The sequence below is a fragment of the Streptomyces sp. NPDC052101 genome (assembly GCF_040680235.1).
Classification (GTDB): Bacteria; Actinomycetota; Actinomycetes; order Streptomycetales; family Streptomycetaceae; genus Streptomyces.
The window spans coordinates 187,453-213,125 of sequence record NZ_JBFAWH010000006.1 but is presented as its reverse complement, the minus strand read 5'-3'; the positions used below and the strand labels follow the sequence as shown (position 1 = coordinate 213,125).

The window sequence follows — 25,673 nt, the reverse complement described above, 5'->3', positions numbered from 1 at the left end:
GTCATGATCCACGGCCTGCGCCCCGAAGACCTCGGATTCCTCGACAGTGCCCCCTTCCGGCAGACCTGCACCCGCCGACTGCACGTACCGGTCGGCCCCCTCTTCGACCAGCTCGCCGGCCACCCCGAGAACTGGCCCCGCTGGTTCGCGCCGGCCGACGACGTCCACTACGAAGGGGCGGCTCCCTACGGCGTCGGGACCATGCGCTTCTTCCGCCTGTACCGCCTCGTCAGAGCCCGCGAACGGATCATCGCCTGGGATCCCGGGGAGCGCTTCTCCTACCGCGTCCAGGAGGTCAACGTGCCCGGTGTCTCCGCGCTGATGGAGCAGTGGACGCTGGCGCCGCTCACGGACACCACCACCTCCGTCCGCTGGACACTCGCCGTCGACGGCAGGCCGCCCGTCCGCCTGCTTCTCCGAGCGAGCAGGCACCACATCGACAAGCTGTTCCACGACGCGGCACAACGTCTGGAAAACCTCTGCCTCAGCGCTGACGGGCCGCCGTACGACCAGTAACCCCAAGCACCGGGGCCGTTCGGCCCCGCACAGGGACCTGCGGCCCCTGACCCCGCGACCACGGCGTCACCACGCTGGTATCGGATCCCTCGCCCCGAAAGGTGGAGACCATGACCCGAACCACCATCACCGTAGGTCTCGACGGCTCGCCCGAAAGCCGGGCCGCCGCCGAATGGGCGGCCCGCGAAGCCGGACTGCGCGGCCTGCCGCTGAAGATCCTCCACATCTTCGAGCCCCCGCCCGTGCCCGTGGCCCAGGCACCCCTGCTCGGCACCGAGACCAGCCAGGACTGGGCGGAGAGGATTCCCCTCGAGGCCGCGGAGGGCCTTCGGCTGCGCCACCCCGGCGTCGAGGTGATCACCGATCAGGTCACCGGCGAACCTGCCCAGACTTTGGCCGAGGCGGCGGACGCCGCCGAGATGCTGGTGCTGGGCTCGCGCGGCCTCGGCGGGATCGGCGGGTTCATGGTCGGCTCGGTCAGCCTGTCCGTCATCGCCCACGCCACCCGACCGGTGGTGCTGGTCCGGGCCGGAGAGCAGGCCGCCGACGAACACAAGACGGACCCCGCGGGTATCCCGTCGGCAGCGACCCCCTTCCGGCCCGTCGTAGTCGGCGTCGACACCGGCGACGTGGACGAGACGCTCCTGGAGTTCGCCTTCGAGGCCGCCGCGCTCCGCGGCACGTCCCTGAGGGTCGTGCACGGCTGGCCGGAGCCGCCTTCCGCCTTCTACCGCTTCTACGGCGACGCGGAACTCGCGGGCACGCTCTCACGTGAACAGGCGACTGTCCTGACCGAGGCACTGCGTCCCTGGCGGCAGAAGTTCCCGAACGTCGACGTGATCGAGGCGAGCCGCTGCGGCAGTGCCGCGCAGGTCCTCGTCAACGCCGCCCGCGACGCTTCCCTGGCCGTGGTCGGTCGGCGCATCCGCACCAGTCCGCTCGGTGCCCATGTCGGTCACGTCACCCACGCCGTTCTGCACCACGTCGTCGCGCCCGTCGCCGTGGTCGCGCATGCCTGATCTACGGCGAGGAGGAGGAACGAGGAGGAGGACCATGGCGGATCTTCCGATCGTCGTGGGCGTGGACGGCTCGGAGCCGAGTCTGCGCGCCGTGGACTGGGCGGCCGACGAGGCCGCCCTGCGCGCGGCGCCGCTCCGGCTGGTGTACGCCTCGCTCTGGGACCGCTACGAAGGCGCCCTGATCGCCCAGGAGCTCGACAAACCGGTGGAGGAGGTGATGGCTCAGGACGTCGTCGGCACCGCTCGGGAACGGGCGGAACGACGTCAGTCGGGCGTCAAGGTCACCACCGCTGTGCGGCCCGAGGAGCCGGAGTACGCACTCGTACGCGAGAGCCGTACCGCCCTCGCCGTGGTCCTGGGCTGCCGGGGCCGTAGCGGAATCGCCGAGGCGCTGCTCGGTTCCGTCAGTGTCACGGTCGCCGGGCACGCGCACTGTCCGGTCATCGTGCTGCGGGGCAGCCACGACAACCAGGCCCGCTCCGGGACCCGCGGCCGCGTCGCCCTCGGAGTGGGCGAGAAGCCCGCCGGCTCGGCCGCGGTACGGTTCGCAACCGAGGAGGCCGTGTTGCGCGGGGTGCCCCTGGAAGCCGTACGAGCCTGGCGGCGCCCCGCGCACGCGACCGTCAGCCATCCTCCCCCAGACTTCGTCCGGGGGTACCCCCAGCTCGCCAACGAGCCGGCACACCTCTACGAGCGGCAGGCCGTCGAGGCGGTGGAGGAAGCCCTGCGGGACGCACCGGCCGGCCTTGATGTGTGCCGCGGCACTGTCGAGGGCCACGCCCGCGACGTCCTGATCGCCGCGTCCTACGAGGCCGACCTGCTCGTCGTCGGCGCCCGGCGTCGGCCCGGACACTTCGGGCTCCAGCTCGGCCGTGTCGCCCACGGCGTGCTGCATCACGCGGCGTGCCCGGTGGCTGTCGTACCCGAACTGCCCTGATCCAACTGGCATTCGACTGAACGCCATGCGGCCGCACGCCGGCGAGCAGTCCTGACGGACCACGTCCGTCAGCCGCTCGGCCGGTGCCGCAGGGGATGCTCAGCCGAACTCGACGGTGACCCGCGGTGTGTGCCGGAGCGTGTTGTGGACCGTGCAGTGGTCGACCACCGCACGTAGCCCCTCGCGGCGCGCCTCATTCAGTCCCGGTGGCGTCGTGACACGCAGGTCTACGGAGGCCACACGGGCCGGCCGGTCGTCGGCCATCGTGAACTCGGCCGTCACACTGAGGTGTTCTACGTCGAGGTGGTGGCGTTCCAGGAAGCCTCTCGCGTAGTGGGCGACGCACGCGGCCAGGGAGACCACGAACAGTTCGACGGGAGTGGGGCCGACGTCGTCGCCACCCGCGTCGAGGGGCTGATCGATGACGAAGGCGTGGCCCCGCATCTTCACCGTGAACGCCTGGTGCCCGAAGTACGTCACCTCCACGCGACCGGGCGGCAGCGGGACGGGCGGGACGGCGGGCAGGGTCGTGTGGGACATCATTTCTCCTTCGAAGGCTCCGGAAGGTGCCTACGCGGCCCGTCGGGGCCGGGATGCGCGGCGGAGACCGGCCAGGCCAGGGCGCGGGTGATGTCGGAGAGGGTGAGGATGCCGACGAGCCGGTCGCCGTCGAGGATCAGGGCTCGGTGCAGCGGGCTTTCCTGCAGGCGGGGGACCAGGTCGACCACGGGCTCGTGCGGAGCGGCTGTCACAACCTCGTCGAGGGGGCGCATCACGTCGCCGACGGTCGTATGCGCACGCTCCTGCGCTGGCGTCCACTCCACGCGCCGCACGGTGAGCAGTCCGGCGACCGAACCGTCCGCCGCCAGGACCGGGAACGCCGAGTGCCGGTAGCGGCCGAAGGGACCGTCGGACAGGAAATCGGAGAGAGTCGCCGTCGTGGGGACGGTGACCGGGTCCGGGGTCATGACCCGGCTGACCGGGACTCCGGTCAGGGCGCCCCGCAGCTGTGCCTGACGGGCCTCGGCGGTGGCGGCGGCGATGAGGAACCAGCCGATCAGCGCGGGCCACAGGCCGGCGATGTCCCCGGCGAACAGTACGTCCGCGAAGCCGCTCACCACCATGAACCAGCCCAGCACCCGGCCCGCCGCCGAGGCGCCCCGGGTGGCCCGCAGCGGGTCACCGGTGCGGTGCCACAGGTAGGCCCGCAGCAGCCGCCCGCCGTCCAGCGGGGCGGCGGGCAGCGCGTTGAACACGGCCAGCAGCACGTTGATCGCGGCCAGCCACACGATCGCCTCGATCACTAGCCCGGACGCGTGCAAGGCGTGCAGCCCCGCCGCGGCACCCGCGAACACGGCACCGGCCAGCAGGCTCGTCAGCGGTCCCACACCAGCGATCCGCAGCTCGGCGGCGGGCGACGGGGCGTCTCCGCGTAGCCGGGCGGCCCCACCGAGCATCCACAGCGTGATGCCCTCCACCTGCACGCCGTTGCGCCGGGCGACGACGGCGTGCGCCAGCTCGTGCGCGAGCAAGGAGACGAAGAAGACGACGGCGGTCAGGACGGCGAGCGCCCAGTAGGCGACAGGGGAGTGGCCGGGATGGGCGGCGGGGAAGCGTCCGTGTGCCAGCGCGACTGTGATGAGGGCGAAGATGACCAGGACGCTCCAGTGCAGGCCGATCCGGACACCGGCGATCCGGCCGAGGGGCAGTGTCTCGTCCATGAACCTCGCCTCACCTTCCGGCTTTCACCGCATGATCCACCGCTCCCGCGCTGCCGGCGGGGAGTGCGTCAGTGGCACCTTCAGCGTGTGCGCCGGCCATTCCGAGTTGGAGGGGCCGGTCGGCTCTCGTCGGGGGCGGGTCGGCCCCGAGGCGGTCGGTACGGCACGCCACGCGCGGGCGGAACTCGCCCACGTCGACCGGCTCCGCGGCCTCAACGGGGTTCCACCGCGTCCCACTCCCGGTCCCAGCGGGCCATGCGCCGTCGGTCGAGCCGGGCCCGTGCGAACGCCGCCGCCCCGTATGCGGGGGCGGCGAGGGCGGCCACGGCGCCGAAGAGGCTCGCCTCGACGTCGCCCTCGGCACCATCCGTCGGGTTCGAGGGAGCCAACCGGCCCTGGTCGTCCTGCCAGACCAGCACCCGGGACCCGGCTCGCAGGCACCCGTCGACCAGCGTCTGTCCGGTGCGCGAGGTGCCGTCCAGAGCCGTCCAGCGCACGGCCGCCCGGACCAGACCGTCCGCAGTCAGAGCCGCGGCGGCGCGACTCGGCGCCTCGGCCAGGAGTACGGCATGGGCCGCGTGCAGGTGCGCACGCTGCTGCACGACACATCCTCGGCGGCACGGTCCGTCCTCACTCCGGCTACGGCGCCGCCGACCACCACGACGCCCCAGGCCTCGACGACGTCCTCGCGCCGGCCCAGTGGATTGCTCCGCCAACGCCACAGCGGATTCCTGACGTTCATCGGTCACCTCCTCGTCGTGGTGACACCCAGACTCCGCCGCGTGATCAGGGAGACCTCCACTGTCGGCGAAGGGCGAGGGAGTCGTGGGTGCACGTCGGAGACGTCCCGCAGCCCCGCGACGCGCAGAGTCCGCAAAAGGCCCGCGTCGTCCCTGATCAGCCGCAGTCGTCCTGGCCGGGCGAGACCCGGTTGTCCGCGCGGCACAGGACAGCCAGCCCGGCACAGTCGGTGAACGTGACCGGACGCGGATCCAGCACCAGGTCGGGGCGCGGATCCGGGGTGAGCGTGTCCAGCCGTTCCGACGGCGGGGGCGTCGACAGCACGTCGCTCTCTCCCCCCGCAGGGCGACCACTGTCGCTCTGCAAGCTGAGCGGTGGGCCACACATGACACCGACCGGGGCATCCGCGTCGCAGGCGAACGCCGTGGGCTCGCAGTGGCGCCGTCCAGCCGGAGGTCAGGGCCGTACGGCCCAAGCGGAGCGGTTCACGCCGTGCCGAAGCTGAACGTGAGGGGGGTCCGGCTCGTGCCGGAGCCGCCGATCCTGCGACGGACCGACCGAAGAGGGTGAGGAAACCCATGAAGGGCTTCGTCTTCCATGGTCCCGGACAGGCGTCCTGGCAGGACGTCCCGGACCTCGGCATCAAGGAGCCGACCGACGCGATCGTGAAGGTCGATGTCGTGACGATCTGCGGGACGGACCTGCACATCCACCAGGGCGACGTACCCGAGGTGCGTCCCGGAACGGTACTCGGCCACGAGGCCGTCGGTGAGATCGTCGAGATCGGAAGCGATGTCCGAACCGTCCGGCCTGGTGACCGGATACTGATGCCGTGCATCACCTCCTGCGGCCGGTGCCGCTCCTGCCGCGAGCAGAGCTACGGCCAGTGCAGGGGCGGCGGAGGCTGGATCCTGGGCCACCTGATTGACGGTACCCAGGCCGAGTACGTCCGTGTGCCCTACGCCGACCTGTCCGTCCACCCGCTGCCCGCCACCCTGCGCAGCGAGGACGCTGTCCTGCTCGCGGACATCTTCCCGACCTCCTACGAGGTGGGCGTTTTCAACGGGCACGTACGCCCCGGAGACACCGTGGCCATCGTCGGCGCCGGCCCCATCGGGCTGGCTGCCATCGTCACGGCCCGGCTGTTCGCTCCGGAACGGATCATCGCGATTGACCTGGCACCGGCCCGGCTGGAGGCAGCCCACCGAGGCGCCCGGCCAGTTGGTCGCCGATCTGACCGACGGGCTCGGCGCGGACGTTGTCATGGAGGCGGTCGGCGTTCCGGAGAGCTTCGAGCTGTGCACGCGCATGGTCCGCCCCGGCGGGCATGTGGCCAACATCGGCGTGCACGGCAAGCCCGTGACGCTGCACCTCGAAGCACTGTGCATGCAGAACGTGACGATCACGACCGGCCTGGTGGACACCTGCTCCACACCCACCCCGCTGCGGATGGCCGCGGCCGGCCGGCTGCCGACCGGGCAACTGGTCACCCACACCTTCCCGCTGGAGCAGATGGCGGAGGCGTACGACGTCTTCGCCAAGGCCGCCGAGACCGGTGCGCTCAAGGTGGTGCTCGGCGGGGAGCAGCACGCGGAAGTCGCCGTTCCCGCGGCCTGATCGGAAAGGACAAGCGGGCCATGACCGAACAACAGACGATGACGGGCACGGCGGCAGAAGCTCCGCTGGGCGACCTGGGCCGCCGCCTCGCCACCCGGCGGGCGCAACTCGGCCTGCCGCGCCGTGAGGTGGCCCTGCGCGCCGGCATGTCGGTCGGCTACCTGCGGTATCTGGAGGAGTATCCGGCCGCGACCCCCGGCAGCGGCTCGCTGATCAGGCTGGCCCATGTGCTGGAGAGCACGGTGACGGAGCTGACCGGCGGTGCCGTCGACCTGCCGCCCGGCCCCGGACTCGCCGTATGGGGACACCACTTCATCGAACTGGGTCCCGCCGAGTGCCGGGCTCTGCTGGGGTCGCACGGCGTGGGCCGACTGGCGGCGCCGACGGGCACCGGACCGGTGATCGTGCCCGTCAACTACAGCATCGTCGATGGCTCGATCGTCTTCCGGACCGGCAACGGCGCGACACCGTCGTTCGCGTCCGGACACCAGGTGGCTTTCGAGGTCGACCGCATCGACGACGCGTTCAGCCAGGGGTGGAGCGTGCTGGTCCGCGGCAGCGCCCTGATCGTGACGGACGAGCGGGACACACGCCGGTTCACCGAGCTGGCGTACAGCACCCCTTGGGCGGGTGGCTCGCGGGACGTATGGGTGCGGATCGAGCCGCACACGGTGACCGGGCGACGGATCAGGGTTCCCGATTAGGACCACCGGCTCGGAGCCTGCAGTAGAGGCGTATAGGCGGTGTGCGTGACGCGATACGCGCACCGCCTCAGTCGTGCGGTTGTACCGACCTCCGGCCATGCTCCCATGCCTGGCCCGGCACCTTCTCCTCCATCCCTTCTTCGCCGGTGAGCCGGACGCCTGCGACCAGTTCGGGGCTGATGCGGACCGCTTGGTCCATGCCCGGCTGTGGCGCCCAGGCGTGCAGCAGGGACCGGATACGGGCCAGTTCGCCGGGATCGGTGACGAGACGGGCGTACCCCGTGACCACCACGCTCCAGCCGAGGTGCGTGACAGGGTCGATCGCGTCCGCCTCGTAGGCGACGACCACGCCGGTGCCGTCGTCCTGCTGTGCGTGATAGGTCAGGGCCGCGCCCTCGTGGGTGCGGATGACGATGTCGCCATGGTCCAGGATGTGGTTGACCGGGCGGACGGTGGGCAGGGCCTGGCGGGTGAAGACGATCCGGCCCAGGGGCACAGTGGCCAGCAGCCGCAGCGCCTCGACGCGGTCGAGATCGATGCGGCGGCATGACGTCTGGTTGTCCTGGGGCATGGTTTGACTCCGTTCACCTGCTGTCACCGGTGTCGGCCCCGCCGAGAGTGGCCCGGCCGGCCTCCAGACGGGCCACTGGGACCCGGAACGGCGAGCAGGAGACGTAGTCCAGACCCACGGTGTGGAAGAAGCGGATCGACTCCGGATCACCGCCGTGCTCCCCGCAGACACCGGTCTGCAGCTCCGGCCGGGCCGCACGTCCCTCCTCGACCGCGATCCGGACCAGCCGGCCCACGCCCTCCCGGTCGAGCGTCTCGAACGGCGAGGCGGCGAACACACCCTTGTCGAGATAGGCCGAGAAGAACGCGGCCTCGACGTCGTCGCGAGAGAAGCCCCAGGTGGTCTGGGTGAGGTCGTTGGTGCCGAAGGAGAAGAACTCCGCCTCCTTGGCGATCCGGCCCGCCGTGAGCGCGGCCCGGGGCAGTTCGATCATCGTGCCGATGGGGCAGTCGACTGGTACGCCGGTCTCCTCGCCGACCTGGGCCAGCACGCGCGCCACCTCCTCGCGGGCGAGCCGCAGTTCCTCGACCGAGCCGACGAGGGGGACCATGATCTCCGCCCGGGGTGTACCTCCGGCGCGTACGCGCTCGGCCACCGCCTCGGCCAGCGCCCGTACCTGCATGGCCACGAGACCCGGAACCACGAGTCCGAGCCGTACGCCGCGCAGGCCGAGCATCGGGTTCTCCTCGTGCATCCGGTTCACCGCGTCGAGCAGTTCCACGTCGTGCGGGTCGGGTTGCCCTCCCGAGGCCTCGACGGAGGCGATGTGTACGGCGAGTTCGGTGCGGTCGGGCAGGAACTCGTGCAACGGCGGGTCGAGAAGGCGGATGGTGACGGGCAGGCCGTCCATCGCCTCAAGGAGGCCCGTGAAGTCCTGCCGCTGGAGCGGGAGGAGAGCCGCCAGCGCCTTGGCGCGTCCGGCCTCGGTACGGGCGAGGATCATCTCCTCGACCAGTTTGCGCCGCTCGCCGAGGAACATGTGCTCGGTGCGGCACAGGCCGATGCCCTGCGCCCCGAACCGCCGGGCCCGCGCCGCGTCCTCCGGCGTGTCGGCATTGGCCCGCACCTCCAACCGGCGTACTGAGTCGGCGTGTTCGAGGGCGCGGGCGACTGCTGCGACCACGCTGTCCGTCTGCTCGCCGGACTCCAGATACCGCATCGTGGCGGAGGTGACGAGCGGGACCGCGCCCGCGTACACGGCACCGGTGGAGCCGTCCACCGAGATGAGGGTGCCCTCCTCGACGACCGTGCCGTCACGGGCCGTGAAGCGCCGTGCGCCGGTGTTGACGGCGATGTCCTGCGCGCCGCACACACAGACCCGGCCCATCCCGCGGGCGACGACGGCCGCGTGGCTGGTCTTGCCGCCCCGGCTGGTCAGCACTGCTTGCGAGGCGACCATGCCGGGCAGGTCGTCGGGCGTGGTCTCCTCGCGCACCAGCACCACGTGTTCACCGGCGGCGGCACGCCGTACCGCCTCGGCCGAGTCGAAGACGGCCGCACCGACTGCCGCGCCTGGCGAGGCGGGCACGCCGCAGGTGATCGCCGCACCTGCCACGTCGGTGTCGAAGCAGGGGAACATCAGCCGGCCGAGCTGGTCACCGTGCACCCGGTTCAGACCCTCGTCGGCCGTGATGAGCCTCTCCCCGACCAGTTCCGCGGCGATGGCGAAGGCGGCCTCGGCGGTGCGTTTGCCGATCCGGGTCTGCAGCATCCACAGCGTCCCGCGCTCGATGGTGAACTCGATGTCGCACAGGTCGCGGTAGTGCCGCTCCAACGTCTGGGCGTGGTCGCGGAGTTGCCGGTAGGAGCGCGGGTCCAGCCGCTGCAGTTCGGCGAGGGGTACGGCGTCGCGGATGCCGGCCACCACGTCCTCGCCCTGGGCGTTCGGCAGGTAGTCGCCGTACACGCCGGGCTGTCCGGTGGCCGGGTCGCGGGTGAAGGCGACGCCGCTGCCGGAGTCGGCGCCGAGGTTGCCGAACACCATGCGCTGCACGGTGACGGCTGTGCCGAGGTCGTCCGGGATGCGCTCGCGCCGCCGGTACAGGCGAGCCCGCTCGGCGTTCCAGGACCGGAACACGGCGAGGACCGCCTGCTGCAACTGCTCGGCGGGGGACTGCGGGAAGTCGCGCCCGGTCTCGTCGCGGACGAGCCGCTTGTACGTCTCCACCAGCCAGGCGAGGTCGGAGGCGTCCAGGCGCAGATCGTCCGGCGCCTCGCGGGCCTCCTTCAGGAGGGTCATGGCCTCGTCGAACAGGGCGGGGTCGACGCCCATCACCGTGCTGCCATACATCTGTACCAGTCGGCGATAGGAGTCCCAGGCGAAGCGCTCGTTTCCGGACACCTTGGCGAGGCCGAGCACGGAGGCGTCGTTCAGGCCGATGTCGAGGACCGTCTCCATCATGCCGGGCATGGAGAAGCGGGCACCGGAGCGCACGGAGACCAGCAGCGGGTCGTCGGGCTGTCCCAGCAGCCGACCGGTGGCCTTCTCCAGCGCCGACAGGTGCCGGGACACCTCCTCCGCCAGGCCGTCCGGCTCCTCGCCGGTGGCCAGGAAGGCGCGGCAGGCCTCGGTGGTCACGGTGAACCCCGGCGGCACCGGCAGGCCCAGGCGGGTCATCTCGGCCAGGTTGGCGCCCTTGCCGCCGAGCAGATCGGCCATGGTCCGGTCGCCGTCCTGGAAGTCGTACACGTAACGGGCCATGGCGCCACTCCTCGCCTGTTTGATCTCCGTATACGTACAGCGTCTGCCGGGACCGGACGAGCCGGGGAGGTGCCCTCGGTCCCGCGCACGGGGCCGACCGGCCCCCTGCCGGGTGGGGAACGCCGGGCCGTCCCGGCCGGCGGCTGGTTGCCGATGCTGCGTACCGTCGCCCGCGGGGGAGGGATACCGTGGAGACGACCCGTCGGCGTCGGGTCCGTTGGCTGAGGGACCGGGAGGAGCACGGTGGGAACTCCCGAGGATCTCCGCGATCTGCTGCCGCAGCTGAAGCTCGATGAGCTGCTGGGGGAGCTGCAGTCGCGGATCGATGCTGTCCGCGGTACCAGGGACCGTGTGCACAGCTTGCTGTCGGCGGTCCTGGCCGTCGGCCGGGACCTGGACCTGGAACAGGCCCTGCGCTCCATCGTCGAGGCCGCCGCGACCCTGGTGGACGCCGAGTACGCGGCCCTCGGCGTCATCGGACCCGACGGCAGAACCCTGTCGGGCTTCCACACCATCGGTGTCACCGACGAACAGGCCACCCGGATCGGCTCCCTGCCCGAGGGCCACGGCATCCTCGGCGAACTGATCCGCCACCCGGAGCCCCTGCGCCTCGAAAAGATCTCCCAGCACCCCGCCTCGTACGGCTTCCCGCCCCATCACCCGCCGATGAACAGCTTCCTGGGTGTCCCGATCCGGGTCCGCGACCAGGTCTTCGGCAACCTGTATCTGACCGAGAAGCGCGGCGGGCTGGCGTTCGACGAGGAGGACGAGGCAGTCCTGTCCACGCTGGCGGTCGCCGCCGGTGTCGCCATCGACAACGCCCGCCTGTACGAGGACTCCCGGTTGCGTGAGCGCTGGCTGACGGCGAACGCGGAGATCACGCACAGCCTGATGTCAGGCCGCGAGCCCGCCGAGGCGCTGGACCTGATCGCCGAACGCGCCCGGGAGATCTCCGGCTCGGCGCTGGCCGCGGTCGCGATGCCCCTGGAGGGGAGCGAGGCGCTCAGCGTGGAGATCGCCGTCGGAATGGACGCCGCGGCGCACCGGGGACTGGTACTGCCCCTGGACCGGACCCTGATGGGACTGGCGTTCTCTGCCGCTGCCCCGGTCGCCAGCGATGACGTCACCCACGACGAGCGGGTCTCTCCCGAGCCGCCGCGCTTTGGGGGGCTCGGCCCCGCCGTGGCCATCCCCATCGGCACCGGCACGAACGGTGTGCGCGGAGTGGTGCTGCTGGCCCGCGAGACGGGCCGTCCGGTCTACTCCGGCAAGGAGACGGAGACGCTGCTGGGGTTCGCCGGGCAGGCGGCGATCGCGATGGAGCTCGCCGAGCGCCGACAGGACGCCCAGCAGATCGCGGTCCTGCGGGACCGCGACCGGATCGCCCGCGATCTCCACGACCTGGCCATCCAGCGACTGTTCGCCACCGGGATGACCTTGCAGAGCGCGGGCCGCTTCATCGAGCATCCGGAGGCCTCCGAGCGGGTGCTGCGGGCTGTGGACGACCTGGACGAGACCATCAAAATCATCAGGTCGGCGATCTTCGGCCTGCGGACCCGCGGGACCGCCGCGGACGGCGGTCTGAGGGCCAGGGTCGTCCAGGTGGCCGGCGAGGCCGCGCCGGTGCTGGGTTTTGCGCCCAGCCTCCGCATGGAGGGCCTGCTCGACACCGATGTGCCGAGCGAGATCGCCGACCATGTCGTGGCCGTGGTCTCGGAGGCACTGACCAACATCGCCCGGCACGCACACGCGAGTCGGGCCGACGTGGCGCTGACCACGGACAGTCGCGAGATGCGTCTGAGGGTCGCGGACAACGGCATGGGCATCCCTGCCGAAGGGCGGCGCAGCGGCCTGCGCAACATCGCCGAGCGGGCGGAACAGCTGGGCGGGCGACTGGATGTCATCAGCCCGGACAGCGGCGGCACCGTGCTGGAGTGGCACGTCCCGCTGCCCGAGAACCGGGCGTTCCCCGCGGAACGCGGGGCCGCCAGGGACGGTGGGTCGGGTCCACTCGGCCCATGACTGGGACGGTGTGTGACGCGCAGCCTGAAGGTGTCCTGTGGCGCGGCCGAACCCTGGGAGGACGCCATGAACGGCACTCCGACCGTAGTGAACGACGTGATGGCCCACCGCGTCGTCGCCCTGCGCATCGGCGCGGTCTTCAAGGACATCGTGCAGGCCATGCAGGAATGGCGGGTCAGCGCACTGCCCGTGCTGGACGACGCCGGAGTGGTCGTCGGCGTCGTCTCCGAGGCCGATCTGCTGCCCAAGGAGGAGTACGGCGACGGAGACATCGGGCGGTACGGCCAGCCGGCGCACTCCGCCGACCTACGCAAGGCGGACGCGGTGACCGCGGGCGAGCTCATGACCGCTCCGGCCGTCACCGTGCGGCCCGAGGCCACCCTCGCCCACGCCGCCCGCATCATGGCCCGCAGCAGGGTGAAACGGCTGCCGGTCGTCGGCCGCGACGGCACCCTCAAGGGCATCGTCAGCCGCTCCGACCTGCTGAAGGTCTTCCTGCGGGAGGACGACGACATCGCGGAGGAGGTACGGCGCGAGATCGTCGTACGGCTCTTCGGCCCGCACGCGGACGCGATCCGGGTCGAGGTGCACGACGGAGTCGTCTCGCTCGCCGGGCGGGTCCACGAGACCGTCCTGATCACGGTGGCGGCTCGGCTTGCCCGGGCGGTGCCGGGCGTCGTCGACGTGAAGTGCGCACTGACCGGCCCGCTGCGTCCCCCGGACCTCGACCCCGACGTCCCTGACGTCCCCGACGCCGGCGGCCGGGCCCGCACGGTCTGAGGCAGAGCCGTCGGCACAGGACAGCAGGCGGCGACGATGGCACCGGCATCTCCCAGGGCGGTCACTTCAGTGAGGCTGTGGCACTGGCGACGCAACCCGCTGCGGCGGCACAGCGACGTCGTCGAGGGCTGGATCCTGCTTGTCATCTGGACACTCGCGGTTCTCGCCGGAGTTGTCGCGGGTGCGCTGGCGGCGCGGGCCGTCGACCGGCCGGCCCGGGTGCACGCGGTGTCCGCCGTACTCACCGACGACGCGGCGCGTACCCCGGTCGGCGCAGGCGGATACGACGACGGGCGGGTATGGGCCGCCGTCCGCTGGACGGACGTGGACGGCTCGGTGCACATGGGCCAGGCGAAGGTCTTCCCGGGCGCCCCGCCGGGCACCCGGGTCGCGCTGTGGACGGATCCGAAAGACCGGGTGGTGTCCGCACCCGTCACCGGTGGGGTGGCGACGCTGCAGGCGGTCATGACGGGGGTTCTCGTCGCCCCGGCGGTCGGTTGCGTGGTCTGGGGCGCGGGTCGGGTGGTCCGCACCCAGCTTATTCGGCGCCGGATGGCCGAGTGGGACGAGGAGTGGAAGCAGATCGGACCTCGGTGGGGCGGACCTGAGTGGAGGAAGCTCGGGTGATCTACGAGAGCGCGCACAGTCAGGGCGAACTCCGCAATCGGGGCGCGCACTCTGTCAGGAGCACCATCCCGATGACACCCTTCGCCCTCGCTGACGGGAGACCCGTGACGGGAGAACCGGCCTGTGACATCGTCGGCCGCATCGCCCACCGCGTGTTTCAGCGGGACACCCGACGCGCGGCCGGGAAGCAGCGGCTGAACACCGGGCCCGTGCGGTTGTCGGCGACGAGCCGACGGCCGCACGGGCCGCGTCGTGGCGGGTGCGCTGCTGCCGCAGTCTCACCCCTCACCGGTCGCGGTGAGCCGGCAGTCCACGCCGACCACGCCCTCGACGCCACGCACCAGGCGGGCGGCGAGCGGTATCCGGGCGGCGTCCTGGACCCGGCCGGTCAGCGTCGCGACGCCGTCGACGACCGTGATGTGCACGGGCTCGACCGGAGCCGGAAACAGTACGTCGACGACGTCACGCCGGATCTCGTCGGCGAGGTCGTTGTCCGGACGCAGGAACACCTTCAGCAGGTCGCCTCTGCTGATCACCCCTTCGAGCAGTCCCTCGGCGTTCACCACGGGCAGCCGCTTGACGTGCCGCAGCGCCATGATGCGCGCGGCCTCGGCGAGTGTGGCGTCGGCGTGCACGGTGACGGCCGGCGTGCTCATCAGCTCCTCGGCGCGTACGGCCCCGGCCTTGGCCAGGTCGGACAGCCGGCGCTGCTGGGTGAAGCGGTCCGGATCGCTGTTGCGGAACTCCTCCTTGGGCAGCAGGTCGGCCTCGGACACCACGCCTACCACCCGGCCGTCGCCCTCCAGCACGGGAAGGGCGCTGACCTGCCACTGCTCCATGCGCTCGACCATGTCCTTGAACGGGGCCTGGCGGCCCACGGCGACGGCGGCACGCGTCATCAGGTCACACACGTGGTGCGGGCTGCTTTCCATGGTCTCCTCCTCACGGGGTCGCGTGGTCATTTCAGGCCGCCGCTGCCGTAGGGGGCGTACAGGTCGAGCAGGCGGACCCGGGAGGCATGCAGCCGCTGGGCGACCACGCGACCGACCCAGACCGCTATCGACCGGCCGAACTCGGCGTCCTCGGCACACATCGTCCGGACCGCCTCGGCATCGAACTCCCAGGCCCGCACGGGGCTCGTCGCCTCGGCGCCCAGGTGCCAGCTGTGCGGCGTGAAGTGCCAAGACCAGCCGATGAGTTCGCCGTGCCCAAGGGTCTCGATGACGGCCGCCCGGCGGCCGGGTACGTGCAGGTCGAGGGCGACGGTTCCGGTGCGCACGATCCAGAAATGGTCGGCGTGGCCGCCCTCCTCGAACAGGCGGGCCCCGGCCTCGAAGGAGACCTCACGGGCGAGGCGCATCAGCCGTTCGCGGTGCGCGGGCTCAAGAGCCATGCTCATAGTCGTGGCGGAGGTCATCGCACCGGCTCCCTTCATCATGTGTGCTTCCAGCCTGGCGGCGCCCTGCGTCCGGCACCACGGGCCGCCAGGACCCGACCGGGGGCCCTTCGGCCCATGTCGCGGGGTCCGCCGCGCCTCACGCTGGAGGAACGCGGAAGGAGAGGCACATGACCGAGCGAGAAGGACACCACCCGCTTCTCGCGGATCCGGATTGCGCGGTGCGCGGCTGCCAGCCGCTTCTCCGCGTCTCCAACGGGCCCTTCCCGCCACTACCAGCACATCACGTGCACGACCGTCCCACCAGGGCCGATCGGCCCCGATCGGGCGAGAAACGCGAGGAGTCCACGCCATGACCACCGCGCCCGAAACCTCCGCCACCCGGCCCTCCGGGCGTGTCCGGCCCGCCCTGCTCACCTTCCTCGGCGGCGTGGGAACGGTCACCGGCAGCAAGTTCCTGGTCGAGAGCGACCACGCCCGGGTCCTCGTCGACTGCGGCCTCTTCCAGGGCCTCGCCGACCTGCGACGGCGCAACTGGCGCGGCCTGCCCTGCGAGTACGTCCCGGTGCGGGCCACCGTCGCCGACGTACCCCACTTCTCGGCACACGCCGACGCCGGCCAGATCATCGGCTGGCTGCGCGGCGCCCCCGCACCCCACACGACCTACCTGGTGCACGGCGAACCGGACGCGGCCGCCGCGCTGCGCGACCGCATCGACCGGCAGCTGGGCTGGACGGCTGCCGTTCCCCGCTCCGGGGAACATGTCCTCGTCCGTTGAGCAGACAGACCGAGGGCCTCGGCGCGGAACTCCGTGCCGGGGCCCTCGACAGAGGTGCGGGTCGGTCAGTAGGGCAGCCGCCGCCCGGAAGGGGTCCGCAGGTCCAAAGGCTCGGGCTCGCGCGGAGTCGGGGTGCGCTTCTCCAGCTGCGTCCGCCTCATGATCGACGCCTCCTCGACGCGAGGGACCCGGTTCTCCGGTTCCGCCTGTACGAAAGCCTCGTCCACCCGCGACGGACCTTGTACGGGGCGACGGACCCCGACCGATGGGCCGCTCCGGCCACGCTCGGAGACCATCCGGCCCACCCCCACCGGGCCCCGGCACACTGTGGTGGCCCTCAGCGCAGCCGGCGCAGATACGGGTCGTGGAACCGACGGGGGACCAGGCGCAGGCGTACATCGAGCGTGGTGACGCCGTGCGGCCCGGCCAGCACCGGGTTGAGATCGGCCTCGGCCAGCTGGGACAGGTCGGACGCCATCCGGGACAGCCGGTGCAGCAGCTGCTCCAGGCCGGGGAGGTCGGCGGCCGGGCTGCCGCCATAGCCGAACAGCAGCGGGGAACAGCGGGGCGAGGTGAGCAGGTCGTGCACGTCGAGATCGGTGAGCGGGGCGAGTCGGGCAGCGTGGTCGGCGAGCAACTCGGTAGCCGTGCCGCCGAGTCCGAAGACGACGAGCGGCCCGAAGACCTCGTCCTGGACGACCCCGGCGAACAGCTCGGTGCCGCGTTCGGCGAGCGGCTGCACCACCACGCCGGTCATCCGGTCGCCGAACCGGGTCACCAGGTCCCGATGCGCGGCCTGGACCTGCGAAACATTCTGCAGGTCCAGGTGAAGGGCGTGCTGCTCGCTCTTGTGCAACAGACCGGGCCAGTACGCCTTCATGACCACCCGTCCGTCGGGACCCGCGAGCCGTTCGAACGCCGCCACCGCCTCCGTCTCATCGCGTGCCCAAGCCCAGGGAATCTGCGGAATGCCGTAACAGCCCAGGAGTTCGGCGGTCTCCTGGGGGTCGAGCCAGGTCCCCTCAGGATTCTGGTCCAGGAACGCCGCGGCGACGTCCCGCGCGCGGCCGGTCTCGACGTCCGGCAGCTCCGGTACGACACCGGGTGGCCGGCCCAGCCAGCGGGCCCGGGCGGCGGCATGGGCCAGGGCGCGGGCGGCGTCCTCGGCATCGGAGTACGCGGGTACGGTTCGCCCACTGGAGGCCGGCAACAGCTCGACCCGGGCCGACTGTGCCGGCAGCACCGCGGCGACCGGGCGGGGCAGTGGCCCCGGAACCGACGTCAAGGCGTGTACCAGGTTCTCGCCCGTGGCGACAGCCACCGCTGTGGGTACGAGGCTTACCAAGACCGCGTCGACGGCGCCATGCTGGGCCAACAGCACGATGCAGGCGCGCAGTTGCTCTTCCTCGACGGCGGCCGTGAGGTCGACCGGGTTCGCGGTCGTGGCACCTTCGGGCAGCACGGTGAGAAGTTCGTCGACGAGACCGACCGGGAGACGCGGGACGAGGAGCCCGGCATCCGCGCACGCGTCCGCGGCCAGGACACCCGCCCCGGCCGTGTTGCCGACGACCGCGACCGTGGTGCCCGTGGGTAGCGGCTGGGAGTGCAACAAGGCTGTGGTGTCGAGGAGTTCACCGATCGTGCGGGTCGCGGTGGTGCCGGCCTGCGTGAACAGTGCCTGCCGGGTCATGGTGGGGGTGGCCGCCGCTGCGGTGTGTGCGGCCGCGGCCCGTCGGCCGGCCTCCGAGCGTCCGGCGTCGATGGTGAGCACCGGCATCGTGCGAGCCACCCGGCGGGCGGTTCGCGAGAAGGCCCGCGGATTGCCGAAGGACTCCAGGTGCAGCAGCGCCAGGTCGGTGTGCCCGTCGCTCTCCCACCACTGGAGCATGTCGTTGCCGCTGACGTCGTACTTGTCGCCGAGCGAGACGAAGGTGGAGACGCCGATGCCGAGCCGGGCCAGCCCGTCCAGCAGAGCGATGCCGACACCTCCCGACTGCACGGCGACTCCGGCGGTTCCGGGCCCGGGATGCCGGGCGGCGAACGTGGCGTCAAGGCGGACGCCGTGCTCGGTGTTGGCCAGGCCCAGACAGTTGGGGCCCACCAGCCGCATGCCGTGGCGGCGGCAGGCGCGCATCAGCTCGCCGGACTGCTGGGCGTCCAGACCGGCGGACACCACCAGCAGGGCACCCGCACCGGCCTGCCCGCATTCCTCAGCGACCTGCGGGACGGCCGCCGCTGGTACGGCGACGACGGCCAGGTCGGGCACCAGGGCCAGATCCGCGACGCTGGGGCAGGCATGCACGCCGGCGATGGCCTGCGCCTTCGGGTGCACGGCGAAGACCCGCCCGGCGTAGCAGCCGGTGCTGATGTTGCGCAGGATCGCGCGACCGACGGAGCCGGGGGAGCGCCCCGCGCCGATCACGGCGACGCTGCCGGGGCGCAACAGGGGCTGCATGCTGATGACGTCGGCGACCCGGGCCCGGGCCTCGACGGCGCTCATGTAGGTTTCGTCCTCGGTGAGTTCCACGGTGCAGCGGACCTCGGGACCTTCGAAGTGATGGGTGACGCGCAGGCCCAGGTCGTGGAAGACCTTGAGCACGTCGTGGTTCTCGGACAGGGCGTCCGCGCGGAACGCCGTGACGCCGGCCGCCCGGGCGGCGTTCGCGAGGTGTTCCAGCAGCAGCGTCCCCACACCCCGGTGATGCCAGCCATCGGCCACAGCCACCGAGAGGTCGGCGCTGCTGCTCGACGGCAGGATCTCGTACTCGGCCAGACCCACCAGCCGCCCTCCGCTCTCGGCAGCCAGCGCGCAGTACGCGGGCCGCTTTCCCGCGGCCACCCGGTCGGCGGCCCAGTGGGCAGAGACCGGATCGGTGGAGAAGAACCGCAGCCGCAGGTTCTCCGGCGACATCTCCTGATACAGCCGCAGCACGTCGTCACGGTCGGCTGGGCCCGCCTGCCGTATCCGCACGGTGGTGCCGTCGGTCAGCAGGGCGTGCACGGAGGCCTCCTGGATGCCGGTCATCGCGAACACTCCTTCAGACGCTTGTCTTCAGCGTCCAGGCGGACGACGGGCGGAGACAGGGGCGCATCGGGTACGACGCCGGGCCGAGTGGCCCTGTGCACCGGGCCTGCCGTGGGGCCATCGGCACGCTCCGAGGCCATGCGGCCCCATGACAGGGGGCGCCTGGCGGACGAGCGTGAGAGAGCATGCGGCGCGCATCCGTGGATCACAGGGCCCGGATGTCCGGAACGAGGAGGGCAACGGTGAACGAGCAACCCAGGGTGCGGAGTCTGATGGACGCCGCCCCGTACGCGATCACCGAGGACGAGAGCGTGCTGATGGCCTGGGAGGTCATGGAGAGGTCCGAGCAGCGTCAGCTCCCCGTGGTCCGCGGGGACGGCTGCTGCGTCGGACTCCTGGACCGCGCCGAACTCGCCGTGATCTGCGCGGCTCCCGCCACGGCGCTGTCCGGTCGAAAGGTGCGCGACCTCGTGCACGCCCGCCGGACAGTCGTGGTTCACCCCGAGGACTCGCTTCCGCGCGCGGCAGCCGTGATGACGCAGGAGCACCTCGACGCCTTGCCGGTCACGGATCCGCACGGACGACTGGTCGGCCTCCTCACGGCCCGGGACTACGTCGCCTCCGCCGCGGGTGTGGAGGGCCGGGCCAACCCCGCCAGCCAACGCCCCGCACGGGCGACCTTGCCTGGGCTGCCGCCTCACCGCGCAGCACGGGAACGCGGAATCGTCATTCCGTAGCGCGCCGCGCATGAGGGCCGCCCGGACCCGGGGGCTGAACACTATGAAGGAAGAGCGCACCAGGAGGTGGGCCAGACTCCGAATCTCGGAGTCGCGATCGTCCGGCAGTACCAGCGCGGTGTCGTGTTCCGCTTCGGAAAACTGCGCAATCTGCGGGACCCCGTAGTTCGGTTCATGATTCCCTTCGCGGACCGGATGTGGAAGGTCACCCTGCGCACGGTCACCACGCCGATCCTCCCGGCAGGGGATCACCCGGGACAACGTCTCCATCGACGTGGTCGAGGAGACCCTCAACAGCCAGATCAAGGACATCCTCGACGGACTCACCCAGCAATGGGGCGTCTACGGCTTGCTCGTGGAGCTGAAGGACATCGAGCTGTCGGCGGGCATGCAGCCGGCCATGGCACGCCAGGCGGAGGCCGAGCGGGAGAAGCGCGCCAAGATCATCGCGACGGAGGGGAGGCCCTGAGCGCCGACGACCCGGTCCGTCCGGGACGAGGCCGCCGGAGCAGGCGCCTTACCGCAGGGGGCCCTCGGCGGCGAACTCCGAGAGCCCGCGTTGCAGAGCAGCACCGCTCAGGTAAGAGCCAGATAGTCAGAAACGGTGGTTGAAGGCATGGCTTGGGCATCAGGGCCGGCGACGGTGCCGAGCACGCCGACGAGGAACCGGAGGACGAGCCCGACAGCGGCCGCTGGTGCGGGTGGTCGGTCCCTTTCAGGGACGCCCCTCTTGACCGCCCGGGGAGGGCATGTCCGGCCCCCTCCGGCGCGCGGGCCTGGACCCCGTGCGGTCGCCGTGATCCGAGGCGTACGACGCGAAGACGCCGACCGTAGCCGCCCCGGTATGCAGGAAACGTTCGTCCAGGATCGTGGCCAGGTCGTCCAGCGCCCTGCGCAGCACCGTGGCAGAAAGCCGGACGTCGGGATGCCGCGCGCTCACTGCCCGCTCTGCGAGGCCGGCGGCATGGCGGATCTGCAGGGGCAGCGAGGTGTTCTCGTCGCCGTCGTAGAAGTAGTACGACTCAGCGTACTGGAGGAAGTCGACCGTGATCATAGAGACGGCCGTGGCCAGGCTGTCCAGCAGGGCGGCGCCCCCGTCCGAGTCGAGCGCCTCGGAGGTCACCCCGCCGCGGCGTACATGGGAGAGGCGCAGCGCGAGCGTGCGGCGGCGGGCCAGAGCGGGGTAGATGCCGAGGATCCACGACACGGTTGCCGACAGCAGGGCGAAACCGACCAGCGCCTCCAGAGGGCCGGCGACGCGCAGCCAGCCTGCGACCGGCGTGATGTCCCCGAGGCCGAGGGTGGAAAGTGTCACCAGGGAGACGTACAGCGCGTCCACCGGCCCCGCATGCTCGGCCGGGACGAGGTTTGAGGAGTACGCGAAGCTCCCCGGCATGTGCGGCCAGTAGACCAGGGCCCACCCCACGGCCACGGTCAACGCCCACACCGCGACGACGCAGACCATGCCCAGGGGGCCGGCGAGCCCGGACGCGCGCCACCGGGTGCTCAGGCGCGAGGACAGGCGCCACATCCCCGTCATCACCAGCCTGCTCAGGCCGCCGTGGCGGGTCGGGTGCCAGATGGTGTGAAACACGTCCCGGAGGATGGCCATCACGAGGGCGACACCGAGGAGCGTCACAAACCACGTCATGTCCTCGCCCTTCCCGCCAGGGGCGGCGGCCTCCCACAGCCGAGGTGGTCTCAGCCCGTGTGAGTGACCGCGCGTCCGTACAGGTCGGCGCGGCGGGGCTCGTCGCCGTCCCCGTGTCGGCCCGTTCGCGGCCGTGCGGCCTCCTGGTGTGCGACTGCGAGCCCCTGCTGAGTGCTGATGGGCACGGCACGAAGTGGAGCCTTGCTGCTCGTCACTCTGTGATGGTGCTGCCGACTGCCGCTTCTTCGGCGATTGGGCTGTGGACTCCAACGGCGGGTCGCAGACGCCGGTTCAGCCGCATGGACGAGGGTCGCGAGAACATCACCCTGTTCGGGAGCCACTGAGTCGAGCCGCCGTGGACTGGCCCTCGTCACTGACGGTGAGACCTTCCGCGGCCAGTTGACTCCCCGGGCACTGACACACCGCTTAAGGGAAGCAGGCCTCCTCGCGGAGCCGCTCGACGTCGACCACCATGTTCAGCGGGTCACCCGGCCCCTCGTACGCCCGTTCGCTCCACGTATTCCACACGTGCAGGGCCATCAGGTCCACACCGCGCATCGACGCTCCGGCGAAGGCGAACTCGACAGCGCGTTCGCCCGCCGGGGACCCGTCCACCGCCAGAAGCACGGGACCGGTCGGGTTCGTCCTGCCCCGCACCACCAGCACTGGGCAATGGCCATACGCGGCCAGATGCACGGCGGTTGAACCGAGCAGCAGGCTTCCGAACGCGCCCAGCCCGCGGCTGCCCACCACGACGAGCGAGGCGGTCCGCGACTCGATCTCCAGCACCATCAGCGGCTCGCCGACGGTGACCTCCCGAGTGATGTCCACGTGCGGCGCGACCTCGCGTGCCCGCTGTTCGGCCTCGGCCAGCGTGCCGTCCACCAGCTCGCGCACCCCCGCCCTGGCAGGGTCCCAGGGCGGCCCGCCAGGCGGTGGATGGATCGACGGCCACCCGAAGGCGTGCACCAACCGCAGGCCGACCCCGCTCAGCACCGCCTCGTGCGCCGCCGTCTCGACCGCGTCCAGGCTGGACGGTGAGCCGTCGACTCCCACGACGACCGGTTTCGCCATGCCGCGCCTCCTCGCCACACCGACCTTGCACCCGCCCGCCCGGCTCTCGTCCATCCTCCGCTACCGCGCCGGGCAGCGCATCGGACCCGATGTCTCTCCCGGCACCCATCCGAGGCAGCGATGCCGCACGTGCCCGTGGACGTGCTCCCAGGCGCCGCCGTACCACCGTGACCGCAGTGACTCGCCCTGTTCCTGATCACTCCCTGTCATCACCCGGAAGGCTCAGAAGACAGGGCAGTGGTGCACCCGAACGGGTCGTACGAGAAGGGGCGCTGTCACCCAAGAGGCCCCCGGAGCAGGAAGTCGTGTTCCGCCACTCGATACGTACGCTCCTGGTCGGTCTGGGCGCGCTGGGTCGTCGGCACCCTGCCAGTGCCGCGCTGGGCTGTCGAGTGCCGTTGCCGTCCGCCGTCGTTGCCGTCAGCGCCGCCGTCACTGCCGTCGGCACCTCGGCGGCGAAGAGATGACCGACCGCCGTAGCGCCGACAGAGCTGCCTCTTGCCCGTGCCCGGTGTCAGCGGGGCGGGCTCTCCATTGAGCTGGCTGTCGTCGTCCACTCTGCGCTGAGCAGGAGGCACAGGCTGTCGGCCGTGACGCTCGTTTGGCGCTCTGGGCGCCCGCACGCTGCGCGATGAGCCGAGAAAGCGGCTCTGACCTGGTCTTTTCTGTGACTTGCTCAGGCCGACATCTTCCCCGTGACCTCGCATATGGAGTGCGTCGTGATGCCTGAATCCGTCGTGGATTCGGGGGCGGAGACCGGAGAAGCGCGGTCGTAGCGGCGGCCGGTGACGGGCTCTTATGGGGGCCTGGTGTAAAAGCGCGGCTGAATACCTTACCTCGGGTCGCTGACCTGCGTAGATGACCTTTCGGCTGTTTCACGCTCATGGCTGGTGTTCGTGCATTGGTGGTCTGCTCTGAACGAACGGTAACGCGCGCTTCTCGAACGGGCACAGGTGACCGAGGCCGGCCGGTTCCATCTTCGGCATGATCGTCATCCCGACGCCCCGGCATTTGCAGACAGCGGTGATCAGGTGTTGTAGCCGGGATTGCGCCTTCGGCGGCGGGCGCCGGGAGGCATGGGTCCACGGGACGCACGCGCACTCCGACGCCTTACGGTGAACGGCCCGTTACTCGGGCTCGACGGGCGAAGGCGATGGTGCGTTCCACGACAAGCGGAGACCGCGACGCGGCGCGCTGGGTCTTTCCCTTCCAGGTGTGCGCGCAGTGCGTCGCCGTCGCCGAGGGCATCGAAGATGCCGGGGGTGTGTGGCCGGTCGCAGCAGGGGCCCTCGGCGGGTGAGACGGGCGGAACCAAGCAGGATTTCGCCGGCCACCTCGACCGTCTGCCGATCGCGGAGCGAGGATGGAGGTGACGGGAGGCGCCGATGTGGATCCTGCTTCTCCTTCACTCTGACCACCGCGGCCGCACGCTGGCCTTTCTGCCGCCGGTGTGGACAAAGATCCCTGCCGGCGACCACATCGGCGTGGCCGCTGTCGTGCTGGCCGTCGCCTTCGCCGCCGTAATCGTCGGCACGAGGCTGCGGCAGGCTCAGGGGCGGACGTTCCGGCGTCCGCATGCCCGGGGCGTCGAGCCGGTTGACGCGACGTGGTTCACCGCTCACACCCTGGACGGTTTCCCCGAGGAGGCGGTTCGCGCCACCTTCAAGGCAGGGGAAGCGCCGTCCGCCGATCGACTGTATGCGGCGTGGGTGCTGGCCGCTCATGCGCACGGGATGAGCGCCGGGTGGCTGGAGCGGAACCTGGGCCTTCCTGCCGACGCGGCGCACCTGATCGTCGAGGCTGCCGAGGCCAGACGTCGTGACGCTGCGGACCAGGGAGCTGGTGACGAGGCCGCGGGCACGCCGCGAGGAGAGCGGAGGTAGACACGGGCGGTTCTCAGTAGTGCGAGCTCGTCAACACCGATTCCGGCTCACAGCCAGCCGTTGCGCTTGAAGCTGCGGTGGAGGAGGAAGCAGGCGGTGGCGATGACGCCGATGGCGAGGGGGTAGCCGTAGCGCCAGCGCAGTTCGCGCATGTGGTCAAAGTTCATGCCGTAGACGCCGCACACCATGGTGGGTACGGCGATGATCGCGGCCCATGCGGTGATCTTGCGGGCGTCGTCGTTCTGGGCGACGGCGACCTGTGCGAGGTGGGCCTGGAGGATGGAGTCGAGGAGGGAGGCGAAGGACGTGATCTGCTCGGTGGCGCGGGCGAGGTGGTCGGCGACGTCGCGGAAGTAGGCGCGTATGTCGGGGTCGATGGAGCGCAGTGGCTTGGTGGAGAGCGTCTCCAGGGGGCGGGCGAGCGGGACCACGGCCCGCTTCAGTTCCAGGACCTCGCGCTTGAGCTGGTAGATGCGGCCGGCGTCCGCAGTTTTGGAGCCCTGCGGGGAGAAGACTTCCGTCTCCACCTCGTCCAGGTCGTTCTGGACCGCGTCGGTGACGGTCAGGTAGTCGTCGACGACATGATCGGCGATGGCGTGCAGGATGGCCGAGGGAGCCGTGGCGGCCGTGGCGGACGGTGACGACGAAGTCGGGGCCGGTGAAGACCATGATCTCGCCGGTGTCGACGACCTCGCTGGTGGCGGTGAGGCGCTCGTGCTCGACGTAGGTGACGGTCTTGAAGACGGTGAAGAGGATGTCGCCGTACCGCTCCAGCTTGGGCCGCTGATGGGCCCGGATCGCGTCCTCGACGGCGAGCGGGTGCAGGGCGAACAGCTCGGCGACCTCCGCGAACTCCGCCTCCGTCGGCTCGTGCAGACCCAGCCACACAAAGCCGTGGCCGTGTTTGCGTACCTGCCGGACGGCTTCCTCGACCGTGTCCGTGACCGGTTGCCGGACACCGTCGCGGTAGACCACGCAGTTGACCACTGAGGAACCCAGCGGGGAACGGGCCGGGTGGCTCAGGTCCACGCGGCGGCTCCGCCGCGTCAGGCGGGCCACTTTGCGCAGGTTGCCGACCATCGACATGCGGGATCTCCTTCGCCGGATCCGGACAGTGTGCCAGGAGCCGGTAAGGCGAGCGTCGGGGGCGGGGAACACGGGCGGCCCCTTGAC

At 71.2% G+C, this 25,673-nt stretch carries 21 protein-coding genes and 4 pseudogenes; 13 read left to right on the top strand and 12 right to left on the bottom strand.

What is annotated here, in order from left to right; all coding sequences use genetic code 11:
* The first annotated feature begins 3 nt into the window (after window positions 1-3).
* The 3 genes from AB0L75_RS14315 (at window position 4) to AB0L75_RS14305 (ending at window position 2,472) form a co-directional block, all read left to right on the top strand.
* Window positions 4-516 carry an SRPBCC family protein gene (locus tag AB0L75_RS14315; protein WP_365180330.1) on the top strand — a complete coding sequence of 171 codons (513 nt, stop codon included), beginning with the start codon at window positions 4-6 and terminating at the stop codon, window positions 514-516.
* Window positions 517-626: 110 nt separating this feature from the next.
* Window positions 627-1,535, top strand: a complete 909-nt coding sequence (locus AB0L75_RS14310; RefSeq protein ID WP_365180327.1) for a universal stress protein — start codon at window positions 627-629, stop codon at window positions 1,533-1,535.
* Between the two features lie 34 nt (window positions 1,536-1,569).
* Window positions 1,570-2,472 (top strand): universal stress protein, encoded by a 903-nt coding sequence (locus tag AB0L75_RS14305; protein WP_365180324.1) that lies wholly within the window; start codon window positions 1,570-1,572, stop codon window positions 2,470-2,472.
* Window positions 2,473-2,571: 99 nt separating this feature from the next.
* On the opposite strand, the gene AB0L75_RS14300 is transcribed toward AB0L75_RS14305, so the two are convergent.
* From AB0L75_RS14300 to AB0L75_RS14285, 4 genes are all read right to left on the bottom strand, one after another.
* Window positions 2,572-3,015: an OsmC family protein gene (locus AB0L75_RS14300; protein WP_365180321.1), complete on the bottom strand. Its 444-nt coding sequence runs from the start codon at window positions 3,013-3,015 to the stop codon at window positions 2,572-2,574.
* The gene (locus AB0L75_RS14295; protein WP_365180318.1) at window positions 3,012-4,193 is read right to left on the bottom strand and encodes a site-2 protease family protein; all 1,182 of its coding nucleotides are present in this window, start codon (window positions 4,191-4,193) and stop codon (window positions 3,012-3,014) included. The genes AB0L75_RS14300 and AB0L75_RS14295 overlap by 4 nt, the downstream gene beginning before the upstream one ends.
* A gap of 212 nt (window positions 4,194-4,405) precedes the next feature.
* Window positions 4,406-4,795 carry a hypothetical protein gene (locus AB0L75_RS14290; protein ID WP_365180315.1) on the bottom strand — a complete coding sequence of 130 codons (390 nt, stop codon included), beginning with the start codon at window positions 4,793-4,795 and terminating at the stop codon, window positions 4,406-4,408.
* A 295-nt stretch (window positions 4,796-5,090) separates the two neighbouring features.
* Entirely contained in the window at window positions 5,091-5,258 is a 168-nt protein-coding gene (locus AB0L75_RS14285) for a hypothetical protein (protein WP_365180312.1), read from the bottom strand.
* Between the two features lie 254 nt (window positions 5,259-5,512).
* Between AB0L75_RS14285 and AB0L75_RS14280 the strand changes: the two are divergent.
* Window positions 5,513-6,551: pseudogene (locus tag AB0L75_RS14280) on the top strand (alcohol dehydrogenase catalytic domain-containing protein).
* A 20-nt stretch (window positions 6,552-6,571) separates the two neighbouring features.
* Entirely contained in the window at window positions 6,572-7,255 is a 684-nt protein-coding gene (locus AB0L75_RS14275; RefSeq protein ID WP_365180309.1) for a pyridoxamine 5'-phosphate oxidase family protein, read from the top strand.
* 67 nt (window positions 7,256-7,322) lie between these two features.
* Here the strand turns inward: AB0L75_RS14275 and AB0L75_RS14270 are convergent, their stop codons facing one another.
* Together AB0L75_RS14270 and ppdK are read right to left on the bottom strand one after the other, a co-directional pair.
* A complete protein-coding gene (locus tag AB0L75_RS14270; protein WP_365180306.1) occupies window positions 7,323-7,826 on the bottom strand; it encodes a pyridoxamine 5'-phosphate oxidase family protein in 504 nt (167 codons plus the stop codon).
* 13 nt (window positions 7,827-7,839) lie between these two features.
* Window positions 7,840-10,527, bottom strand: a complete 2,688-nt coding sequence (ppdK, locus tag AB0L75_RS14265) for a pyruvate, phosphate dikinase (RefSeq protein ID WP_365180303.1) — start codon at window positions 10,525-10,527, stop codon at window positions 7,840-7,842.
* A gap of 243 nt (window positions 10,528-10,770) precedes the next feature.
* Here ppdK and AB0L75_RS14260 point away from each other — a divergent pair, with 243 nt between their 5' ends.
* From AB0L75_RS14260 to AB0L75_RS14250, 3 genes are all read left to right on the top strand, one after another.
* Window positions 10,771-12,549 (top strand): GAF domain-containing sensor histidine kinase, encoded by a 1,779-nt coding sequence (locus AB0L75_RS14260; RefSeq protein ID WP_365180301.1) that lies wholly within the window; start codon window positions 10,771-10,773, stop codon window positions 12,547-12,549.
* A gap of 66 nt (window positions 12,550-12,615) precedes the next feature.
* Window positions 12,616-13,329 carry a CBS domain-containing protein gene (locus AB0L75_RS14255; RefSeq protein ID WP_365180298.1) on the top strand — a complete coding sequence of 238 codons (714 nt, stop codon included), beginning with the start codon at window positions 12,616-12,618 and terminating at the stop codon, window positions 13,327-13,329.
* Between the two features lie 69 nt (window positions 13,330-13,398).
* On the top strand, window positions 13,399-13,956 hold the full coding sequence (locus AB0L75_RS14250) for a hypothetical protein (RefSeq protein WP_365180295.1): 558 nt from the start codon (window positions 13,399-13,401) through the stop codon (window positions 13,954-13,956).
* Between the two features lie 278 nt (window positions 13,957-14,234).
* On the opposite strand, the gene AB0L75_RS14245 is transcribed toward AB0L75_RS14250, so the two are convergent.
* Together AB0L75_RS14245 and AB0L75_RS14240 are read right to left on the bottom strand one after the other, a co-directional pair.
* Complete coding sequence (locus AB0L75_RS14245; RefSeq protein WP_365180292.1) at window positions 14,235-14,888, bottom strand: CBS domain-containing protein; 654 nt, start codon at window positions 14,886-14,888, stop codon at window positions 14,235-14,237.
* A gap of 26 nt (window positions 14,889-14,914) precedes the next feature.
* Window positions 14,915-15,373, bottom strand: coding sequence for a cyclic nucleotide-binding domain-containing protein (locus AB0L75_RS14240; protein ID WP_365180289.1), 459 nt, complete (start codon window positions 15,371-15,373; stop codon window positions 14,915-14,917).
* A gap of 331 nt (window positions 15,374-15,704) precedes the next feature.
* Between AB0L75_RS14240 and AB0L75_RS14235 the strand changes: the two genes are divergently transcribed.
* On the top strand, window positions 15,705-16,130 hold the full coding sequence (locus AB0L75_RS14235) for an MBL fold metallo-hydrolase RNA specificity domain-containing protein (RefSeq protein ID WP_365180286.1): 426 nt from the start codon (window positions 15,705-15,707) through the stop codon (window positions 16,128-16,130).
* Between the two features lie 337 nt (window positions 16,131-16,467).
* On the opposite strand, the gene AB0L75_RS14230 is transcribed toward AB0L75_RS14235, so the two are convergent.
* Window positions 16,468-19,155, bottom strand: a complete 2,688-nt coding sequence (locus tag AB0L75_RS14230; RefSeq protein ID WP_365180283.1) for a GNAT family N-acetyltransferase — start codon at window positions 19,153-19,155, stop codon at window positions 16,468-16,470.
* A gap of 242 nt (window positions 19,156-19,397) precedes the next feature.
* Between AB0L75_RS14230 and AB0L75_RS14225 the strand changes: the two genes are divergently transcribed.
* The 3 genes and pseudogenes from AB0L75_RS14225 (at window position 19,398) to AB0L75_RS14215 (ending at window position 20,361) form a co-directional block, all read left to right on the top strand.
* Window positions 19,398-19,892 carry a CBS domain-containing protein gene (locus AB0L75_RS14225; protein WP_365180281.1) on the top strand — a complete coding sequence of 165 codons (495 nt, stop codon included), beginning with the start codon at window positions 19,398-19,400 and terminating at the stop codon, window positions 19,890-19,892.
* Between the two features lie 66 nt (window positions 19,893-19,958).
* Window positions 19,959-20,063 (top strand): annotated as a pseudogene (locus AB0L75_RS14220) (hypothetical protein); the annotation flags it as partial.
* A gap of 103 nt (window positions 20,064-20,166) precedes the next feature.
* Complete coding sequence (locus AB0L75_RS14215) at window positions 20,167-20,361, top strand: SPFH domain-containing protein (RefSeq protein ID WP_365180278.1); 195 nt, start codon at window positions 20,167-20,169, stop codon at window positions 20,359-20,361.
* Between the two features lie 246 nt (window positions 20,362-20,607).
* On the opposite strand, the gene AB0L75_RS14210 is transcribed toward AB0L75_RS14215, so the two are convergent.
* The gene (locus AB0L75_RS14210; RefSeq protein ID WP_365180275.1) at window positions 20,608-21,543 is read right to left on the bottom strand and encodes a potassium channel family protein; all 936 of its coding nucleotides are present in this window, start codon (window positions 21,541-21,543) and stop codon (window positions 20,608-20,610) included.
* A 447-nt stretch (window positions 21,544-21,990) separates the two neighbouring features.
* Window positions 21,991-22,617 (bottom strand): annotated as a pseudogene (locus AB0L75_RS14205) (universal stress protein); the annotation flags it as partial.
* 1,385 nt (window positions 22,618-24,002) lie between these two features.
* Here AB0L75_RS14205 and AB0L75_RS14200 point away from each other — a divergent pair.
* Window positions 24,003-24,500: a hypothetical protein gene (locus AB0L75_RS14200; RefSeq protein ID WP_365180272.1), complete on the top strand. Its 498-nt coding sequence runs from the start codon at window positions 24,003-24,005 to the stop codon at window positions 24,498-24,500.
* A gap of 47 nt (window positions 24,501-24,547) precedes the next feature.
* Here AB0L75_RS14200 and AB0L75_RS14195 read toward each other — a convergent pair.
* Window positions 24,548-25,586 (bottom strand): annotated as a pseudogene (locus tag AB0L75_RS14195) (magnesium and cobalt transport protein CorA).
* Between the last annotated feature and the right edge of the window lie 87 nt (window positions 25,587-25,673).

What these genes read in the sequence shown, in the direction of transcription:
- AB0L75_RS14315 (WP_365180330.1), top strand. Translation starts at nt 4, where the DNA reads ATGATCCACGGCCTGCGCCCCGAAGACCTCGGATTCCTCGACAGTGCC.
- AB0L75_RS14310 (WP_365180327.1), top strand. Translation starts at nt 627, where the DNA reads ATGACCCGAACCACCATCACCGTAGGTCTCGACGGCTCGCCCGAAAGC.
- AB0L75_RS14305 (WP_365180324.1), top strand. Translation starts at nt 1,570, where the DNA reads ATGGCGGATCTTCCGATCGTCGTGGGCGTGGACGGCTCGGAGCCGAGT.
- AB0L75_RS14300 (WP_365180321.1), bottom strand. Translation starts at nt 3,015, where the DNA reads ATGATGTCCCACACGACCCTGCCCGCCGTCCCGCCCGTCCCGCTGCCG.
- AB0L75_RS14295 (WP_365180318.1), bottom strand. Translation starts at nt 4,193, where the DNA reads ATGGACGAGACACTGCCCCTCGGCCGGATCGCCGGTGTCCGGATCGGC.
- AB0L75_RS14275 (WP_365180309.1), top strand. Translation starts at nt 6,572, where the DNA reads ATGACCGAACAACAGACGATGACGGGCACGGCGGCAGAAGCTCCGCTG.
- AB0L75_RS14270 (WP_365180306.1), bottom strand. Translation starts at nt 7,826, where the DNA reads ATGCCCCAGGACAACCAGACGTCATGCCGCCGCATCGATCTCGACCGC.
- ppdK (WP_365180303.1), bottom strand. Translation starts at nt 10,527, where the DNA reads ATGGCCCGTTACGTGTACGACTTCCAGGACGGCGACCGGACCATGGCC.
- AB0L75_RS14255 (WP_365180298.1), top strand. Translation starts at nt 12,616, where the DNA reads ATGAACGGCACTCCGACCGTAGTGAACGACGTGATGGCCCACCGCGTC.
- AB0L75_RS14245 (WP_365180292.1), bottom strand. Translation starts at nt 14,888, where the DNA reads ATGGAAAGCAGCCCGCACCACGTGTGTGACCTGATGACGCGTGCCGCC.
- AB0L75_RS14240 (WP_365180289.1), bottom strand. Translation starts at nt 15,373, where the DNA reads ATGACCTCCGCCACGACTATGAGCATGGCTCTTGAGCCCGCGCACCGC.
- AB0L75_RS14235 (WP_365180286.1), top strand. Translation starts at nt 15,705, where the DNA reads ATGACCACCGCGCCCGAAACCTCCGCCACCCGGCCCTCCGGGCGTGTC.
- AB0L75_RS14230 (WP_365180283.1), bottom strand. Translation starts at nt 19,155, where the DNA reads ATGACCGGCATCCAGGAGGCCTCCGTGCACGCCCTGCTGACCGACGGC.
- AB0L75_RS14210 (WP_365180275.1), bottom strand. Translation starts at nt 21,543, where the DNA reads ATGACGTGGTTTGTGACGCTCCTCGGTGTCGCCCTCGTGATGGCCATC.
- AB0L75_RS14200 (WP_365180272.1), top strand. Translation starts at nt 24,003, where the DNA reads ATGTGGATCCTGCTTCTCCTTCACTCTGACCACCGCGGCCGCACGCTG.